Annotated in this window: 13 protein-coding genes; 7 read left to right on the plus strand and 6 right to left on the minus strand. The window is 67.9% G+C overall.

Features of this window, described 5'->3' with window-relative positions; all coding sequences use genetic code 11:
- The first annotated feature begins 149 nt into the window (after positions 1-149).
- Positions 150-2,354, plus strand: coding sequence for a helicase-associated domain-containing protein (locus FHU39_RS14150; RefSeq protein ID WP_183321253.1), 2,205 nt, complete (start codon positions 150-152; stop codon positions 2,352-2,354).
- A 195-nt stretch (positions 2,355-2,549) separates the two neighbouring features.
- Positions 2,550-3,887, plus strand: coding sequence for an IS4 family transposase (locus FHU39_RS14155; protein ID WP_183321254.1), 1,338 nt, complete (start codon positions 2,550-2,552; stop codon positions 3,885-3,887).
- 128 nt (positions 3,888-4,015) lie between these two features.
- Here the strand turns inward: FHU39_RS14155 and FHU39_RS14160 are convergent, their stop codons facing one another.
- Positions 4,016-4,849 (minus strand): TrmB family transcriptional regulator, encoded by an 834-nt coding sequence (locus tag FHU39_RS14160; protein WP_183321255.1) that lies wholly within the window; start codon positions 4,847-4,849, stop codon positions 4,016-4,018.
- Positions 4,850-4,989: 140 nt separating this feature from the next.
- On the opposite strand from FHU39_RS14160, the gene FHU39_RS14165 reads away from it, so the two are divergent.
- On the plus strand, positions 4,990-7,059 hold the full coding sequence (locus tag FHU39_RS14165) for a putative Ig domain-containing protein (protein WP_246336576.1): 2,070 nt from the start codon (positions 4,990-4,992) through the stop codon (positions 7,057-7,059).
- A 99-nt stretch (positions 7,060-7,158) separates the two neighbouring features.
- Here FHU39_RS14165 and FHU39_RS14170 read toward each other — a convergent pair whose 3' ends face one another.
- Complete coding sequence (locus FHU39_RS14170; RefSeq protein WP_183321256.1) at positions 7,159-7,746, minus strand: GNAT family N-acetyltransferase; 588 nt, start codon at positions 7,744-7,746, stop codon at positions 7,159-7,161.
- Complete coding sequence (locus FHU39_RS14175; protein WP_183321257.1) at positions 7,746-9,692, minus strand: M13 family metallopeptidase; 1,947 nt, start codon at positions 9,690-9,692, stop codon at positions 7,746-7,748. The genes FHU39_RS14170 and FHU39_RS14175 overlap by 1 nt, the downstream gene beginning before the upstream one ends.
- A 104-nt stretch (positions 9,693-9,796) precedes the next feature.
- Between FHU39_RS14175 and FHU39_RS14180 the strand changes: the two genes are divergently transcribed.
- On the plus strand, positions 9,797-10,336 hold the full coding sequence (locus FHU39_RS14180) for a YbaK/EbsC family protein (protein WP_183321258.1): 540 nt from the start codon (positions 9,797-9,799) through the stop codon (positions 10,334-10,336).
- Positions 10,337-10,586: 250 nt separating this feature from the next.
- On the plus strand, positions 10,587-12,233 hold the full coding sequence (locus tag FHU39_RS14185) for a DNA repair helicase XPB (RefSeq protein WP_183321259.1): 1,647 nt from the start codon (positions 10,587-10,589) through the stop codon (positions 12,231-12,233).
- Positions 12,234-12,239: 6 nt separating this feature from the next.
- Here FHU39_RS14185 and FHU39_RS14190 read toward each other — a convergent pair whose 3' ends face one another.
- From FHU39_RS14190 to FHU39_RS14200, 3 genes are all read right to left on the minus strand, one after another.
- Positions 12,240-12,881: a response regulator gene (locus FHU39_RS14190; protein WP_183321260.1), complete on the minus strand. Its 642-nt coding sequence runs from the start codon at positions 12,879-12,881 to the stop codon at positions 12,240-12,242.
- 82 nt (positions 12,882-12,963) lie between these two features.
- Positions 12,964-14,271 (minus strand): sensor histidine kinase, encoded by a 1,308-nt coding sequence (locus FHU39_RS14195; RefSeq protein WP_183321261.1) that lies wholly within the window; start codon positions 14,269-14,271, stop codon positions 12,964-12,966.
- A gap of 82 nt (positions 14,272-14,353) precedes the next feature.
- A complete protein-coding gene (locus FHU39_RS14200) occupies positions 14,354-15,823 on the minus strand; it encodes an NCS2 family permease (protein WP_183321262.1) in 1,470 nt (489 codons plus the stop codon).
- Between the two features lie 48 nt (positions 15,824-15,871).
- On the opposite strand from FHU39_RS14200, the gene FHU39_RS14205 reads away from it, so the two are divergent.
- Both FHU39_RS14205 and zwf read left to right on the plus strand, forming a co-directional pair.
- On the plus strand, positions 15,872-16,126 hold the full coding sequence (locus tag FHU39_RS14205; protein ID WP_183321263.1) for a DUF2530 domain-containing protein: 255 nt from the start codon (positions 15,872-15,874) through the stop codon (positions 16,124-16,126).
- Positions 16,127-16,202: 76 nt separating this feature from the next.
- Positions 16,203-17,642, plus strand: a complete 1,440-nt coding sequence (gene zwf, locus FHU39_RS14210; RefSeq protein WP_183321264.1) for a glucose-6-phosphate dehydrogenase — start codon at positions 16,203-16,205, stop codon at positions 17,640-17,642.
- Positions 17,643-17,686 lie beyond the last annotated feature (44 nt).

Genomic DNA, 17,686 nt, shown 5'->3' on the forward strand with positions numbered 1-17,686 from the left:
TGTCCGACTCGGCCCGGCGGGCTGCATTGTGCACCGTCACACTGAATGCCGGCAGAAGAAGACCCCTGTCAGTGGACGGGGCGCAGCCGCCGACCGTTCCCGGGCAATGGGCCACCTCGGGTGCGCCGGGCTCGACATATCCTTGGGCAGTGCCGAGATCCGCACGCAGTTTCGCCGATGACCTTCGCGCGCGCAGCGATGAGCAGCTGCGCGTGCTGCTTGCTGCGCGCCCGGATCTGATGCGCCCTGCAGCCGCCGATCTGACCGGGCTTGCTGCACGCGCCGGTACCCGTGGCAGCGTGCAGCGCGCACTGGATCACCTGTCGGCCGACCGGCTCCGCGTGCTCGAGGCGGTGCTGGTCGGCGGCGCCGACAACGCAGCGCAGCTGCTCGCCGCGCCGAAACGGCAGGTGCAGACGATCTGTCGAGCGCTGTGGGACCAGGCGCTGCTGTGGCGCAGCCCCGAGGGATACCGAGCCGTGCGTGCCGCAGCCGAGATCCTCAGCGCGCCCGCGCGGCTGGGTCCGACCGGCCGGGAGCTCGGCGTGCCGGATCGCAGTGCGGGAGCGGTGACGTCATACGAACAGCTCAGCGCGGCAGGCCGGTCCGCCATAGACCGGTTGCGGTGGCAGCACCCTCGCGCAAGTTTCGAGGGCGCCTCGGCCTCCGGGGTGCTCGATGAACTCGTCGCCGCCGGCTTGGTCGTGCGCACCGAGGACGGCGGCATCCTCCCGCGGGAGGTCGGCCTCGCGCTGCGTGGCGGCCGGCTCTACCAGGACGGTCTCAGCGCGCCGACACCGCCGACGCAACGGTTGGTGGCTCGGGACGTCGATGCCGATGCGGCACGGGCCGCACTGGACATCCTGTGGCACGTCGAATCCCTTGTGCGGCTGTGGGATCAGGCCCCTCCGCGGGTGTTGCGCTCCGGTGGCCTGAGCGTTCGCGATCATCGTGCCGCGGCTGCTGCACTCGATGTGGACAGCGGGCTCGCGGCGTTCGTCATCGAGCTGGCGTATGGCGCGGGCCTGGTCGCCAACGACGGCGACTTCGAACCGAGCTGGCTGCCGACGAGCACGTATGACGACTGGGTCGACCGTGACCCCGCCGATCGTTGGGCGGCGCTGGCGGCGGCGTGGTGGACCAGTGGGCGCGCGGCGTTCCTGGCGGGGACGAGCTCGGAGCAAGGGACGATCAACGTGCTCAGCGGCGACGTGTCCTGGCCGATGATGCGTGCCCGGCGCCACGACGTGTTGCAGATCCTGGCCGAGGTCGAGCCGGACATCGCGGTCTCCGTCGAGTACGTCGACGCCATGCTGCACTGGCGTCGCCCGCTGCGCCTTCCTCTGGGGGCTCCCACGCGCGTTGCCGAGGTGCTGCGTGAAGCGGCGTGGATCGGGGTGACCGGTCGCGGTGTCCTCGCCGCGCCGGGCCGTGCGCTGGTGGGCGGCGACGGTCTCGCCGCCGCGATGAGTGGTTCGTTGCCTGCACCGGTGGATCACCTTCTGCTGCAAGCAGATCTGACCGCGGTGGCGCCGGGACCGCTCGCCGACGAGCTGGCGCACCTGATGCAGGACGCCGCCGAGGTCGAGTCGCGCGGCGGGGCCACGGTCTATCGGTTCACCGACGCCAGCATCCGGCGCGCGCTGGACGCCGGGAGGTCGGCGTCCGATCTGTTGGAGCGCCTGACGGTCGCCAGTCCGACGCCGGTGCCGCAGCCGCTGGAATATCTCGTCCTCGACGTCGCGCGGCGGCACGGGCAGACCCGCGTCGGCACCGCAGGCTGCTACCTGCGCAACGACGACGTGGCGACCCTGGACGCGATGACGAGCGACCGCAACCTGTCCGCTCTGCAGTTGCGCAAGATCGCCCCGACCGTTGTGATCTCGCCCGCCCACCCCACCACAGTGCTGGAAATGCTGCGTCAGCACGGCTATTCACCGGTGGCCGAGGGCCAGGACGGTCACGTGGTGCACGTCGGCCATGACCGCCCACGCGCGACGGCCGCACGCTCGGGTGCGCCCCCGGAGGTTCCGGCGGTGACCGACCAGGCGCTCGAACAACTGGTGGCGCACCTGCGTCGCGGCGAGGCGGCAACGGCCGCGCGCACCGCTTCGAGCGTGCCCGGCCCGCGGATCCCGTCCACCGACCCGACGGTCACGCTGGCGATGCTGCACGATGCCGCCGCCGACCGGGCGCCGGTCTGGATCGGCTTCTCCGACGTCGACGGTGAACTGCACCGGGCGCTGTTCCGCCCGGATCGCGTCGACGGAGGACGGGTCACCGGCGTGGTCGACGACGGCAATCAGATCCGGACCTTCTCGATCCACCGCATCTCCGGCGTCGTGCCGGCCTGAGAGAGCGCCATACCCACTAACCGCAATGCCGCGCAGTTAGTGGTGTTGCTGGTGTTACCAGTGTGACGTGGTTGTCGGCGTGTCGCGGGATGAAGCAACGGGACTCCCGGTAGTGAAGAGCTGTCCTCACAAGACGCTCTGCTACCAAATGGAGTCCCGTTGCGCGCTCAGTCTGTCACGTCCGAATCGTTTGATGTGCCCGAGGATCCGTTCACAGCGGGCCACCTGGGCGAGTTGACCCGTGTGGTGTCCACCGACTTGGTCGACGCGGCCATCGATGCCGCGGGAGCAGCACAGAAACGGTTGCGGCGGCTACCGACCCGGGTCGTGGTGTACGTGCTGCTGGCCGGGGTGTTGTTCGCCGATGTCGGCTACCGGCAGGTCCTGACACGGTTGACCACCGGTGCCGGTGCGGCGATGAGGGTGCCGGGCAGTTCCGCACTCTCGCAAGCCTTCCGGCGGATCGGGGTGCGGCCGTTGGCCGAACTGTTCGACCTGGTCCGTGGCCCAGCGGCTGGCTCACCCCGCTGGCGCGGGTTGCGGGTGTGCGCGATCGACGGCACCAGCATGTTCGTACCCGACACCACCGCCAACGCGGTCGCGTTCGGCCGGCAGACCGGCCGGCCCGGCGCCCCGGGCGGGTATCCGATGCTGCGTTTGCTGACGATCGTGGCGTGCGGGTCCCGCACGATCATCGATGCCGCCTTCGGGTCCTACCGGATCGGGGAAACCAGCTACGCACCGCATCTGCTGGACAGCCTGGCCCCGGGCATGGTGCTCCTGGCCGACCGCAACTTCGCGTCCGCGGCATTGATAACCCAGATCGCCGACACCGGCGCGCAGCTGCTCATCCGGTGTAAGAACGGTCGTCGATTCACCGTCGTGGAGTCCTTGGGCGACGGCACGACGATCGCCTTGATCGGCGCCACTCGGGTGCGTGTCATCGACGCGGTGATCCGCGTCGAGTTGGCGCCTGGATCCGGCCGCTACCGGACCGGCACCTACCGGCTGATCACGACCCTGACCGACGCCGAGCGGTACCCGGCGCTGGCGGTGGTCGAGCTGTACCACCAGCGGTGGGAGATCGAAACCAGCTTCCGGGAGACCAAGGCCACCCTCTTGGACGGGCGCGTGCTGCGGGCACACACTCCGGCCAGTATCGCCCAGGAGGTCTATGCCGTGCTGATCGTGGCCCAGTCGCTACGGACCGCGATCGCAGACACCGCGCTGGCCAGCGCCGGCACCGAACCCACCCAACTGAGCTTCACTATCGCGCTGAACACCGCGCGAGACGGAATCTGTTGCGCGGCAATCGTACTCACCGAACCGGTCACCGACCTGATCGGGCGGATCGGAACCGCCCTGCTGGCCAACGTCCTCCCACACCGTCGATCACGATCCAGCCCCCGCATCGTCAAACGGGCGATCTCCAAACACCGGGCCAAAGGATCCGTCGACAGGACGAACTACACCACCACCATCACGACACGCATACACACCACCAGTTCCTTGACACCCGGACACACCGGCTAACTGCGCGGCATTGCCACTAACCGACAGGCCCACTTACCACCGACAGGCTCAAAACGACGCCTCGGAAAGCCCCGAAACCGCGGCGATTACTGAGCCTTTCGATGCATTTGTGAGCCTGTCGGCAAGTGTCAGATGTCGTGGCCCGCTTCACGGGCGGCATCCAGGATCGGGCGCCCGGTGGCCCAGAGCGCCTCGAACGCATAGCTCAGCGACCTGGCCAGGTCGGGATGCTCGACGAGCACATTGGTCGCGGTGAGGCCACCCGCGACCGGATCGGTGAGGGAGAAGAGCGCATAGCTGTCATCGACCAGGCACAGCTTCATCGGCACCGACGCGACGATCCGGCCACGCTCCCCCGCCGCGTCGAACTGCGCTATCTCCTGGATGGATTCGGCCGAGTCGAGGATGTCGGCCTCGTAGCAGCACCGGACATCGCCGCCCGCCTCCGCGATCCGGCGAGTCGCCTCCAGCCCGATCGTGTTGTCCTCCACCACATAGGGGCGACGGGTGAACAACAACATCGACTTCGTCGCGCGGCGCTGCAGGTCGACGAAGCGCGCGCCCAGGCTGGCCGGGTCGCGCAGGAACTCCACGAAGGCCAGCGGCGCCTGCTCCTGCTGCCCGCTGTGCCAGAGACCAGAAAGCGTCTCGGACGCCTCGTCGGCGTTGCGGGCCAGCCTGCTGAAACGCTCCCGGTGTTCGGCGATGAGACCGGCGATCGCGACACGGGGGTCGGTGGCCGCGAACGACGCGACGTCACCGCTGATCGGCCGCACCAGGCCGCGTTGCACCAGTCCGTCGACGACGTCGTAGATGCGCTGCCGCGGGATCACGGCACGTCGCGCGAGCTCGACCGCGGTTGCCGAATTGCGCTGCACCAGAACGGCATACGCCTTCGCCTCGTATGACGTAAGGCCCAGCTCCCGCAGCGCAGTCTGGATGTCGGCAAGGTCCGTGGGCATCGGAGACGTCACGCGCCGGCCCGCAGAATTGACCAAATCCTTGCCATCCCTTTGCCCCTCGCTGAGCGTTCCCGGCAGTAACTTCGGCTGCCACCACTAACCAGTGGTGACACTCAGAATGTTACGCGAAAGGACATCTGATGTCGTCATCAACGCGACGTGGGCCACGGCGAAAAGCCGCTGGCGTCGCACTCCTGGGGGTTGTCGCCGCACTGCCACTCGCCATGACCGGTGGGATGGCGTACGCACATCCGCTGCACGGCACAGCCGCGCACCAGGCGCACCGGACGGCGAAACACACCTCGCCGTCCCCGACGATGACCGGCACCCCGATCAAGGGCGCCGTCAAGGTGGAGCACACCTGCTCCCAGTCGGTCCAGAAGGGCTGGGCGACCTGCTTCGCCCTGAAGCAGACCAACCCGGTCGAGCCCAACAAGATCGTCCCTCACGCCGTCACCCCGAACGCCACCCCGTCCGGCTACGGCCCGAGCGACATCCAGTCGGCCTACAACCTGCCGAGCAGCACCGCCGGATCCGGCACGACGGTTGCCATTGTCGACGCGTATGACGACCCGAATGCAGCGTCCGACCTCGCGGCCTACCGCAGCCAGTACGGCCTGCCCGCGTGCACGACCGCGAACGGCTGCTTCACCAAGATGAGCCAGAGCGGTTCGACGACGAGCCTGCCGAGCGCCGACAGCGGCTGGGCCGGCGAGATCTCGCTCGACCTGGACGCGGTCAGCGCGGCCTGCCCGGCATGCCACATCCTGCTGGTCGAGGCCGACTCGGCGAGCATGGACGACCTGGGCGCGGCTGTGAACCAAGCGGTTTCGCAGGGTGCGAAGTACGTCTCCAACAGCTACGGAGGCGATGAGGACAGCAGCGTCACGAGCGCCGACAACTCCTACTTCAAGCACGCAGGCGTCTTCATCACCGCCAGCGCCGGCGACAGTGACTACGGCGCCGAGTACCCGGCGACGTCGGCGTACGTCACCGCTGTCGGAGGCACCTCGCTCTCCCGCGCGAGCGGGACGAGCCGCGGCTGGACCGAATCCGTATGGAAGACAAGCTCTTCCGAGGGAACCGGTTCGGGCTGCTCGGCATACGTGGCCAAGCCGTCCTTCCAGAGCGGCGTCAGCACGAGCTGCAGCAAGCGCGCCGAAGCCGACGTCTCGATGGACGCCGACCCGGCCACCGGCCTCGCGGTCTATCAGACCTACGGCGGCAGCGGCTGGAGCGTGTATGGCGGCACCAGCCTGGCGTCACCGCTGCTCGCGGCGACCGCCGCGCTCGCGGGCGCAGCCGGCAACTCGACCTACGGCAACGACCTGTCCTACTCGCACACCAGTGGCTTCAACGACGTGACGAGCGGCAACAACGGCAGTTGCGGCACGGTCCTGTGCACAGCAGGCACCGGCTGGGACGGCCCGACCGGTAACGGAACCCCCAACGGCGTGGCAGGATTCGGCGCCGGTACGACCGCCGGTGTCACGGTCACCAACCCGGGCAGCAAGAGCAGCGCGGTCAACACCGCGGTCTCGCTGCAGCTCGCCGCGAGCGGCGGCACCGCGCCATACACCTGGAGCGCGAGCGGCCTGCCGACCGGACTGTCCATCAGCAGCTCCGGCCTGGTGTCGGGCACCCCGACCACCGCGGGCAGCTACTCGGTGACGGTCACCGCGAAGGACTCGGCCGGCAAGACCGGCACCGCGACCTTCAACTGGACGATCACCAGCAGCGGTGGCACCGGCGGCTCCTGCTCCGGTCAGCTGGTCAAGAACACCGGCTTCGAGTCGGGCACCGCCAACTGGACCGAGAGCAACAGCAACATCATCGGCCAGTGGGGTTCGTACGAGGCCACGCACGGCGGTTCGTACGACGCGTGGTTCGACGGTTACGGCCAGTCGCACACCGACACCCTGTCGCAGAGCATCACGATCCCGTCGGGCTGCACCGCGAAGCTGGCGTTCTACCTGCACATCGACACGTCGGAGTCCGGCTCGACCGCCTACGACAAGTTCACCGTGAAGGCGGGCTCCAAGACCCTGGTCACCTACTCCAACGCGAACGCGGCCAGCGGTTACACCAAGCACACGATCGACCTGTCGGCCTACGCCGGACAGACGGTGAAGCTGACCTTCACTGGCACCGAGGACTACTCGCTGCAGACGTCGTTCGTGCTGGACGATGTGACGACGACCCTGTCGTGACAGGCACCGCGATCAACTGATCGAGCGGCGCACCGTTCCATTGAGCGGCATACGGATCAGGCTTGAATCCGTATGCCGCTCAATGCGTGGGCATGCCGGTCAATGACGGGACCGCCACTCCTTGCGGGTGATCTGATACAGCACCTCACCCTGGTCGGTACCGGGTAGCGGGTCGTCGAACTCCACGAAATGCGTTCTCACATAACGCATCCCAACCCTCGCCAGGACCGCGCGTGAGCCTGTGTTGACGGCCATCGTGTCCGCGACGACCCGCGGCACGCCGACGGTTTCGAAGGCGTGCCGCAACAGTTCGCCCGCCGCCTCGGACGCGAAGCCCTGTCGCCAGTGCTTGCGGGCAATGCGATAGCCGAGGGCCGCTGCGTCCGCAGTCACCGGCCGGTCCTCCGGATGGTCGGGTGGCAACATCATCAATCCGATGAACTCCGCTCCAGCCGTGTCCTTTCCGTCGGTGCGACGGAACGCGACCCAGTAGCCGAGCCCGTCGACCTCGCGCCCGAGCTGCATACGCTCGCCATGTGAGGCAGTCACCTCGGCACGCGAGCGCGGGCGTTTCCAGAGGTACTTCAGCACCTCAGCATCGGCGTCGAGTTGCACCTCGAGTTCGAGATGCCCGTCCGAGAGCGGCACCATGACCAGGCGTTCGGTCCGCAGGACGGGCTGTGGCATCAGAAGATGCGCACCTGTTCGTCCTCGGCGAGGAACATGCCGTCCTCCTCGGAAACACCGAAGGCGTCGGCGAATTCGCGCAGGTTACGTGCCACGTTGGCGCGTGCGTCAGCCGGCGAGTGCGGGTCGATGGTGAGCAACCGCTTCGCCTCGGCTTCGCGCGCCCTGCTGCACCAGACCTGCGCCCAGCCGAGGAAGAAGCGCTGCTCGGGGGTGAATCCGTCGAGTTCCGGCGACTCCTGGCTCTCCCGGGCGATCTGCAGCGCCTGGTAGCCGATCGTCACGCCGCCCAGGTCGCCGATGTTCTCACCGATCGTGAGGGCACCGTTGATCTTGTTGCCGGGGGCATCGCGCCCTTCGAGGCCGTTGAACTGCTCGATCAGCTTCTGCGACAGCGCGTCGAAGCGTTTCCGGTCGTCGTCGGTCCACCAGTCGACGAGGTTGCCGTCGCCGTCGTACCGCGACCCCTGGTCGTCGAAACCGTGCCCGATCTCGTGACCGATCACGCCCCCGATGCCGCCGTAATTGACCGCGTCCTCGGCGTCCACGTCGAAGAACGGCGGCTGCAGGATCGCGGCGGGGAAGACGATCTCGTTCATGACCGGCATGTAATAGGCATTGACCGTCTGCGGGGTCATGAACCACTCCTTCTGATCCACCTCGTCCCCGACCCGTCGCAACATCCGGTCGACCTCCCAGGCGGTCGCTGCGGCGACGTTCCCGATCAGATCGTCCGGCCGGATCTCGATGGCGGAGTAGTCCTTCCACTCCTCCGGGTAGCCGATCTTAGGTGTGAACTTCGCGAGCTTCTCCAGCGCCTTCGCGCGGGTCGCCTCGCTCATCCACGACAGCGTCTCGAAGTCACGCCGGTAGGCCTCGACCAGGTTGGCGACCAGCTTCTCCATCCGCTCCTTCGCGCGCGGCGGGAAGTGGCGCTCGACATACAGCTGGCCCGCGGCCTCGCCGATCAGCGACTCGACGAGGGCGACCCCGCGCTTCCACCGCTCGCGGTTCTCCGGGATGCCGGACAGCGTCCGCCCGGCGAAGTCGAAGCGCTCGTCGACCATCGCCTCGTGCAGGTATGGCGCCCGGTCCGACACCAGCCGCCAGGTGAGCCACGCCTTCCACGACTCGAGCGGTTCCTCACGCAACGCTTCGGCGAATCCGGTGAGGAACGACGGGTGTTCGACGTTCGCCGGGTCGAGGATGCGTGCCTCGCCACCGACGCCGTCGAGCCAGGCGTCCCAGTCCAGGCCCGGCGTCAACTCGTCCAGCTGCGTGCGGGACAGCTTGTTGTAGGTCTTGACGGCGTCGCGAGCAGCGACCCGGTCCCAGTGCGACTTCGCGATGCGCGTCTCCAGGGCCATGATCGCGTCGGCCTGTGTGGCGTCGAGCCCGGCGAGCCCGAGCAGCCGGCCGATGTGGGCGACATACTTCTCGCGCACCTCGGCGTGTTCGTCCTCGCGGTAGTAGGACTCGTCGGGCAGCCCGATCCCGGACTGCATCACGTAGAGGATGTTGCGTGTCGAGTCCTTCGCATCCGCAATGGAGTAGAAGCCGATGAAGGTGTCGACGGCGCGTCGGCTCAGCTGACCGCACACCCGGGCCAGATCGGATGTCGATGCCACCGCATCGATCAACGCGAGATCGTCGGCCAGTGCACCGACACCCAGTTGCTCGATGCGTTCGGTGTCCATGAAGGATGCGAACAGGTCACCGACCTGGCGGCGTGGCGTGCCCGGCTCGGAAGCCGACTCCGCGGCCTCCTCGATGAGGTGGTGCACGGCTTCCTCGGCGTCCTCCCGGAGCCGGTCGAAGGTTCCGTACCGCCCACGATCCGAAGGGATCTCGGTCGCCTTGACCCAGCCCCCGTTGACGTGACCGAAGAGATCGTCCTGCGGCCGGACGCTCTGGTCGAAGTTCTCGGCGATGACACCTGACTTCATGTGTGCACTCCTCATGGTTCGATCCGCCCCTGCTGCCACCCATGGTCGCATCCTGTGAGCCACGACACGCAGGGCGGCCTGCGTCCCGTCGTTAGGGTGGCGCCATGGCTGACACACCCGACGGGCGCGGCACGCTGGACTGGCTGCCTGCGACCGAGCACCTGGACCTCCTCGCCGATCCGGTGGCCGCGGCGCTCGGGGCCGTTCCGGGCCTGGAGGTCAGCGAGATCGATCCGGAGCTCGCCGACACCGCGGCCTTCTGCGAGCGCTATCGCTCGGCGCCGGAGCTGTCCGCCAACTGCGTCGTGGTCGCAGGCCGCCGCGGCGACCTCACGCGGTATGCGGCGGTCGTCATACTCGCGACCACCCGCGCCGACGTGAACAAGGCGGTGCGCAAGTTCCTCGATGTGCGCAAGTGCTCGTTCGCTCCGATGGACGACGCCGTCCGCCTCAGTGCGATGGAGTACGGCGGCATCACGCCGGTCGGCCTGCCCGCCGACTGGCCGGTCCTGGTGGACGAGCGCGTGGCGGATGCGCCCGCTTCGGTCGTGATCGGCTCCGGTCTGCGGCGCAGCAAGTGCCTGGTGCCGCCGGACGAACTCATCGCGCTCCCCGGCGCCGAGGTCGGCCCGTTCTCGGGCTGACGACCCCACCACCCGCCTCCCTCCACCCACGCGCAAAACCAACCGCCACCTTCACCGAGAGGCCCACCTATCGCCGAGAGGCCCAGTCCCAGCGCGCCAGAACCGGCGCATAACTGAGCCGGTCGATGCGTTTGTGAGCCTGTCGGCGAAGGGGCTGGGCGGGGTATGGCGGAAGAAGTGACCCGGCGATGTCGTTACCGTTGATCGGGCGGCTGTGCGGACCGCCCGCAACTTCTCGAAGGGACACTGAGTGACCGACGGACCCCTGATCGTCCAGAGCGACAAGACCGTGCTGCTGGAGGTCGAGCACCCACTGGCGACCGAGGCACGGCGCGCGATCGCGCCGTTCGCCGAACTTGAGCGCGCTCCGGAGCACATGCACACCTATCGGGTGACCCCGCTCGGCCTGTGGAACGCGCGCGCCGCCGGGCACGATGCCGAGCAGGTGGTCGACGCCCTGATCCGGTACAGCCGTTACCCGGTGCCCAACCCGCTGCTGATCGACATCGCCGAGACGATGGATCGCTACGGCCGGCTGCGGCTGAGCAAGGACGACGACGGGCGCCTGGTGCTCACCACCACCGACACCGCGGTGCTCGCGGAAGTGTTGCGGCACAAGAAGATCGCCCCGATGATCGGCGAGCGCCTCGACGACTCCCGGGTGCTCGTGCACCCTTCCGAGCGCGGCGCGATCAAGCAGCAGCTGATCAAGGTCGGCTGGCCGGCCGAGGACGACGCCGGGTATGTCGACGGCGAGGCGCACCCGATCGCGCTGGTGCAGGACGGCTGGTCGCTGCGCCCCTACCAGCAACAGGCCGTCGACGGCTTCTGGCACGGCGGCTCGGGCGTCGTGGTGCTTCCGTGCGGTGCGGGCAAGACGCTGGTCGGTGCCGGCGCGATGGCCGAGGCGAAGGCGACCACCCTGATCCTGGTGACCAACACCGTCTCGGCCCGGCAGTGGCGCGACGAGCTCATCGCCCGCACCACCCTCACCGAGGACGAGATCGGCGAATACTCCGGTGCCCGCAAGGAGATCCGGCCGGTCACCATCGCGACCTACCAGGTGCTCACCCACAAGCGCAAAGGTGTCTTCCCGCACCTGGAACTGCTGGACGCCCGCGACTGGGGCCTGATCCTGTATGACGAGGTGCATCTCCTCCCCGCGCCGATCTTCCGGATGACGGCCGACCTGCAGGCCCGTCGCAGACTCGGCCTGACCGCGACGCTGGTGCGCGAGGACGGCCGCGAGTCCGACGTCTTCTCGCTGATCGGCCCGAAGCGGTATGACGCCCCCTGGAAGGACATCGAGTCGCAGGGTTACATCGCACCGGCCGACTGCGTCGAGGTGCGGGTGACCCTGTCGGACAGTGACCGGATGGCCTACGCGACCAGCGAACCGGACGACCGTTACCGGTTCGCGTCGTGCGCCCCGGTGAAGGAGTCGGTCGTCGAGGAGCTGGTCCGCCAGCACGACGGGCAGCCGACGCTGGTCATCGGTCAGTACCTCGACCAGCTGGAGGCGCTGTCGGAGCGACTCGGTGCTGACCTGATCACCGGTGAGACCCGCGTTTCGCAGCGACAGAAGCTGTTTCAGCAGTTCCGGGACGGCGAGATCAACAAGCTGGTGGTCAGCAAGGTCGCGAACTTCTCCATCGACCTGCCCGAGGCGAGCGTCGCGATCCAGGTGTCCGGCACGTTCGGCTCCCGCCAGGAGGAGGCCCAGCGGCTCGGCCGGGTGCTGCGGCCGAAGGGCGACGGCCGCACCGCGCACTTCTACACGGTGGTGACAAGGGACACCGTCGACGCGGAGTTCGCTGCGCATCGGCAGCGCTTCCTCGCCGAGCAGGGTTACGCCTACCGCATCGTCGACGCCGACGACCTGCCCGCCGTCGACTGAACGGTCTCAACCCCGCAGGAACGCCAGCACGGCGAGCACCCGTCGGTGACCGGCGGTGTCGTCGGGCGAGAGGTTGAGCTTCGCGAAGATCCGCTGCGTGTGCTTCTCCACCGCGCCCGAGGTGACGACCAGCCGCTGGGCGATCGCGGCGTTGGACATGCCCTGCGCCATCAGCGAGAGCACCTCGCGCTCGCGAGGAGTCAATGACTGCAACGGATCACGGCGCCGGGTCATCAGCTGCCCGATCACCTGCGGATCGAGCACGGTGCCACCACCGGCGACCGAGTCGACCGCCGCGAGGAACTCGTCGATGTCGCCGACGCGGTCCTTGAGCAGGTAACCGATGCCGCCGGTGCCGGCAGCGAGGAGCTCGTCGGCATACGCCTCGACGACATACTGCGACAGCACCAGGATCGGTGCGGCCGGCCACTCCTCCCGGATCTGCACCGCCGCCCGAAGACCCTCATCAGCGCCGCTCGGCGGCATCCGGACATCGGTGATCACCAGGTCGGGGCGCTCCCGCAACGCGGCCTCGACGAGTGCCGTGCCGTCGCCGACGCCGGCCACCACCTGGTGGCCGGCGTCGGACAGGATCAGTTGCACACCCTCGCGCAACAAGGCGGAATCATCCGCCACCACAACCCGCATCCCTCACCCTCACGATGTTCTCCGCTCGTCCCTCGCTCCGATACTCCGCGGGGACCCGAGTCCGGATACGAGATCCGTCGAATCAGGTTAAGGGAAAGACCGCCAGCAGCGTCGTCGGACCACCGACCGGGGACTCGAGGGTCAACGTGCCGCCGACCGAACGCACCCTGTTCTGCAGGCCGACGATGCCGCTGCCCTTCGACGCGTGTGCACCGCCCTGCCCGTCATCGGTGACGGACACCGACAGCTCCGCGCCCACCACCTGCAACGACACCAACCCGCTGCGGGCGCCACTGTGCTTGGCGACGTTGGTCAGCGCCTCGGACACCACGAAGTAGGCCGCCTGCTCCAGATGTGGCGGGAGGATCACCGCGCCCAGGTCCGCCTCGACCGTGACCGGGATCGTCGCGCGTCCGGCCGCCTCGCGCACGGCCGCGAGCAGACCGCGGTCGGCGAGCACCGGCGGCGCGATCCCCTTGGACAGCGCGCGCAACTCGTCGAGCGTCTCCTGCGTCGACGCGATCGCGGCGCGCAGCCCGAGGATGGCGTGCGAATCCTCACCGACCTGCCGCTCCATGCGTGCGAGGTCCATCTTGAGCCGCACCAACCGCTGCTGCGGTCCGTCGTGTATGTCGCGCTCCAGCCTTGACAGCTGGGCGGATTCGGCCTGCCGCGCCGCTTCTCGGGCCTGCGTCAGCTCGGCGATCCGCGCCTCCTGCTGAGCCCGCCCGAGCAGCGCGGTCGAGATGAGGCCCTGACCGCGGGCCATCCCGATGATCACCAGCGGCATCGTCACCAGGAAGATCAGCCCGACGCCGACGTTCAGGATCACCGCAGCCCCGAAGGAGTGCATGCCCATCAGGTCCGAAAGGTCCTGGTTTCCGTTGCGGCCGTGGATCATCCAGCCGTACACCGGCCAGGTGATGCCCGCGAACGCTATCGACCACCAGGTGATCGTCAGCACCCAGGTGATCGTCGACACCACCCAGGCGACCAGGCTCCAGGCGACCTCGAGCCAGACCGCCGGGCTCTTGACGACCCGCACCGCGTAGTCGGTCCACGGCTCCTGCGGCGCCCGCGCCAGCCGCCGCGCCGGTGGTGCGTCGAGGCCGACGTACTTGCCGACCATGCGGCGCTCGACCGCGGCGGCACCCGCGGCGACCGCGATCGACAACGGAATCGCCAACGGCGCCAACAGGATCGAGAACGCCGTCGAGATGAGCGTGACGTTGACGATGAACACCGCGAGCTGGAACGGCCATGCGATGAGCAGGTAGAGACTGCAGTTCAGGGTCTGCTGCAACAGACCGGGCAGCAGACCTCTGCCTGACCGGCCGGCCGGCCCGGGCGTCGTCACCGACTCGTCACTCATCACCATGGAATATGCCATGTCCACAACGCTAGGAAGAAGCGACTTCGGAGCCGATCCCGTCGGCAGGCCAATACGATGTCGGGCTAGCCCGACTGTGCCCTCAGAAGATCCTGTCGAGGATGTCCTGGACCGGGGCGATCGCGAAGTAGATGGCGAACAACGCTGCGATCAGCCACATCAGCGGCGGCACCTGCCTGGCCCTGCTGCGCGCGACCTTCACCACGACGAAGGCGATACAGCCCGCGCCGATGCCGACCGTGATGGAGTAGGAGAACGGCATCAGCACGATCGTGAGGAACGCCGGTATGGCGATGTCCCAGTCGTGCCAGTCGATCCCGCCGACCTGCTGCATCATCAGGAAGCCGACCAGCACGAGCGCGGGTGTCGCCGCCTCGTACGGGACCACCGCCACCACCGGCGACAGGAACGTCGACAGCAGGAAGAGCACACCGGTGACGATCGAGGCGAACCCGGTGCGGGCGCCCTCGCTGACCCCCGCGGACGACTCGATGTAGCCGGTGTTGGAACTCACCGAGGCCAGCCCGCCCGCGGCGGCCGCGACCGAGTCGACGACCAGGATCGTCTGCGCTCCCTCGGGTGTGCCTTCCTTGTCCAGCAGGTCCGCCTTGCTGCCGATCGCGACCATCGTGCCCATGGTGTCGAAGAAGTCGGCGAGCACCAGCGAGAAGATCAGCAGCAACGCAGTGATCACGCTGATCTTGCTGAACGAACCGAACAGACTGATGTGACCCACCAGTCCGAAGTCGGGTGTCGCGATCCAGTCGGACGGCAGCTTCGGCACGTTGAGGCCCCAGCCGGTCGGGTTCTTGTCGGTCAGCGCGCCCTGCCGGCCCATCGCCTCGACGATCACCGCGAGCGCCGTGGTCACCAGGATGGCGATGAGTATGGCGCCCTTGAGTTTCCGCACATAGAGGGCGATCACGAGGATCAGCCCGAAGCAGAACACCAGCAGCGGCCAACCGTTCAGCTCACCGTTGACACCCAACTGCACCGGGGTCCCCGCACCGGCCCGGATGAACCCCGAGTCGAAGAACGCCACGAACGTGATGAACAGGCCGATGCCCACACTGATCGCGGTCTTCATCGGCGGCGGCAACGCCTTGAACGCCGCGACCCGGAAGCCGGACAGCACGAGCACGAGCATCACGATGCCCTCGAGCACGACCAGTCCCATGGCGTCCGCCCACGTCATACCCGGCAGCGCAGCGATCGAGAACGTCACAAAAGCGTTGAGCCCCAGGCCTGTTGCGATCGCCATCGGGAAGTTGGCGATCGCACCCATCAGGATCGTCATCACTCCGGCGACCAGCGACGTGGCTGCTGCGACCTTCGCCAGGTGCGGATCGGTGCCGCCACCGAGCACGTGGCCGTGACCGCCGTCGTCGCGAACGGTCCCGATGATCAACGGGTTCAGCACGATGATGTAGGCCATCGCGAAGAAGGTCACGAAGCCACCGCGGATCTCCCGCGCGATGGTCGAGCCTCGCTCGGTGATCTTGAAGAAGCGATCGAGGGAACCGGCGGCAACGGCGGGTGTCGTCATGGGCATGAGCGTAGAGGCAACCGGCGCCGATCCCGTGGCGATTAGGCTGTGTCCGTGAACGAATCCACCCCTGACGAGCCCGCCGAGATCTCGGCCGACGACCTGCTGCCGGTGAAGGTCGACGTGTTGCGGGTGCTGGAGATCGGGATCGGTTGCTGGGTGGTCGCCCTGGTGTTGACGCTCGTCACACCAGCGCTGCACGGCGACGGACGCGACTGGTGGCCGTGGGCATGCGTCTCCGGCCTCATCGGCGGGTCGGTCGGCTGGATCTACGTCCGCCGGGGGCGCGGCAACGCCGCCGCCGCCTGAGGTCACCGCACGACGACACCCCGGGAAACCGCGCCGCGACTTTCCTCAGGACGCTACAAGGGTAGAAGGTGGGGGTATGACGGCAGATGCTCTGCAGGACTCGACCACCTTCGTGCTCTTCGGTGCGACCGGAGACCTTTCACGACGCAAGCTCCTCCCGGGGCTGTTCCACCTGTTCGACACCCACTTGCTCGCCGACCTGCGGGTGATCGGCACCTCGCTGGAGGACATGACCCGCGACGAGTTCGTGGAGTTCGCCAAGAAGGCCATCACCGAGTTCGGGAAACACCCGACCGACGGCAAGGTCTGGGCCGCGTTCGCCAAGCGCCTCTACTACGTGCCGGGCGCCGCCGGCCCCGCGGCGCTGCGCAACGTCGTCACCGAGGCGGAGAAGGACATGGCGCCGCCGATCCAGCGGCTGCACTACCTCAGCGTGCCGCCCAAGGCCGCGCTGGACGTCATACAGACCCTCGAGGCCGCGGACCTGGTCAAGGGTTCCCGGGTCATCATGGAGAAGCCGTTCGGCACCGACCTGGCCAGCGCGGTGAAGCTGAACGCTTCGGTGCACAAGGTGTTCGACGAGGATCAGGTCTATCGCATCGACCACTTCCTGGGGAAGGAAGCGGCGCTCAACATCCTCGCGTTCCGCTTCGCCAACGGCCTGTTCGAGCCGATCTGGCACCGCAACTTCATCGACCACGTGCAGATCGACGTGCCCGAGACGCTCGGCCTGGAAGGACGTGCGGGCTTCTACGAGGGCACCGGCGCCTACCGCGACATGGTGGTCACCCACCTGTTCCAGGTGCTGGCGTTCACGGCGATGGAGCCGCCGACCTCGCTGGATCCGGGCTCGATCACCGAGGAGAAGAACAAGGTCTTCCGGTCGATGCTGCCGCTGGACCCGGCGGATGTCGTCCGTGGGCAGTACCAGGGATATCGCGACGAGAAGGGCGTCGGCGGCGAATCCGAGACCGAGACGTTCGTGGCCCTGAAATGCCGGATCGACAACTGGCGCTGGGCGGGCGTTCCGTTCTACTTGCGCACCGGCAAGAAGCTCGCCGAAGGACAACGGATCATCTCCATCGCGTTCAAGGAACCACCGAAGTCGATGTTCCCGAGCGGCTCGGGTGTGGGTCAGCAGGGCCCCGACCACCTGACGTTCGACCTCGCCGACGAGGCGCGAGTTTCGTTGTCGTTCTACGGAAAGCGGCCGGGGCCCGGCTTCCGGATGGACAAGGTCTCGATGCAGTTCGCGGTCCAGGACACCGACTGGGCGGGGTCCGTCCTCGAGGCGTACGAGCGGCTCATCTACGACGCCGTCCGCGGCGATCACACACTGTTCACCACCGCGGACGGCATCGAACGGCTCTGGGAGATCAGTCAGCCGCTGCTGGACAACCCGCCGCCGGTCCGCCCCTACGCGCCCGGGTCGTGGGGGCCGAACCAGATCCACCAGCTCATCGCGCCCAACGCCTGGCGGCTCCCGTTCGAGCGCAGGTGGCGCGAGCCGAGCTGAGTCCGGTATGCCGAACGCGGGAGCCGGGAGTATGCCGAACGCGG

This window comes from Flexivirga oryzae (genome assembly GCF_014190805.1).
Classification (GTDB): Bacteria; Actinomycetota; Actinomycetes; order Actinomycetales; family Dermatophilaceae; genus Flexivirga; species Flexivirga oryzae.

What these genes read in the sequence shown, in the direction of transcription:
- FHU39_RS14165 (WP_246336576.1), top strand. Translation starts at nt 4,990, where the DNA reads ATGTCGTCATCAACGCGACGTGGGCCACGGCGAAAAGCCGCTGGCGTC.
- FHU39_RS14175 (WP_183321257.1), bottom strand. Translation starts at nt 9,692, where the DNA reads ATGAAGTCAGGTGTCATCGCCGAGAACTTCGACCAGAGCGTCCGGCCG.
- FHU39_RS14180 (WP_183321258.1), top strand. Translation starts at nt 9,797, where the DNA reads ATGGCTGACACACCCGACGGGCGCGGCACGCTGGACTGGCTGCCTGCG.
- FHU39_RS14170 (WP_183321256.1), bottom strand. Translation starts at nt 7,746, where the DNA reads ATGCCACAGCCCGTCCTGCGGACCGAACGCCTGGTCATGGTGCCGCTC.
- FHU39_RS14190 (WP_183321260.1), bottom strand. Translation starts at nt 12,881, where the DNA reads ATGCGGGTTGTGGTGGCGGATGATTCCGCCTTGTTGCGCGAGGGTGTG.
- FHU39_RS14195 (WP_183321261.1), bottom strand. Translation starts at nt 14,271, where the DNA reads ATGGCATATTCCATGGTGATGAGTGACGAGTCGGTGACGACGCCCGGG.
- FHU39_RS14160 (WP_183321255.1), bottom strand. Translation starts at nt 4,849, where the DNA reads ATGCCCACGGACCTTGCCGACATCCAGACTGCGCTGCGGGAGCTGGGC.
- zwf (WP_183321264.1), top strand. Translation starts at nt 16,203, where the DNA reads ATGACGGCAGATGCTCTGCAGGACTCGACCACCTTCGTGCTCTTCGGT.
- FHU39_RS14200 (WP_183321262.1), bottom strand. Translation starts at nt 15,823, where the DNA reads ATGCCCATGACGACACCCGCCGTTGCCGCCGGTTCCCTCGATCGCTTC.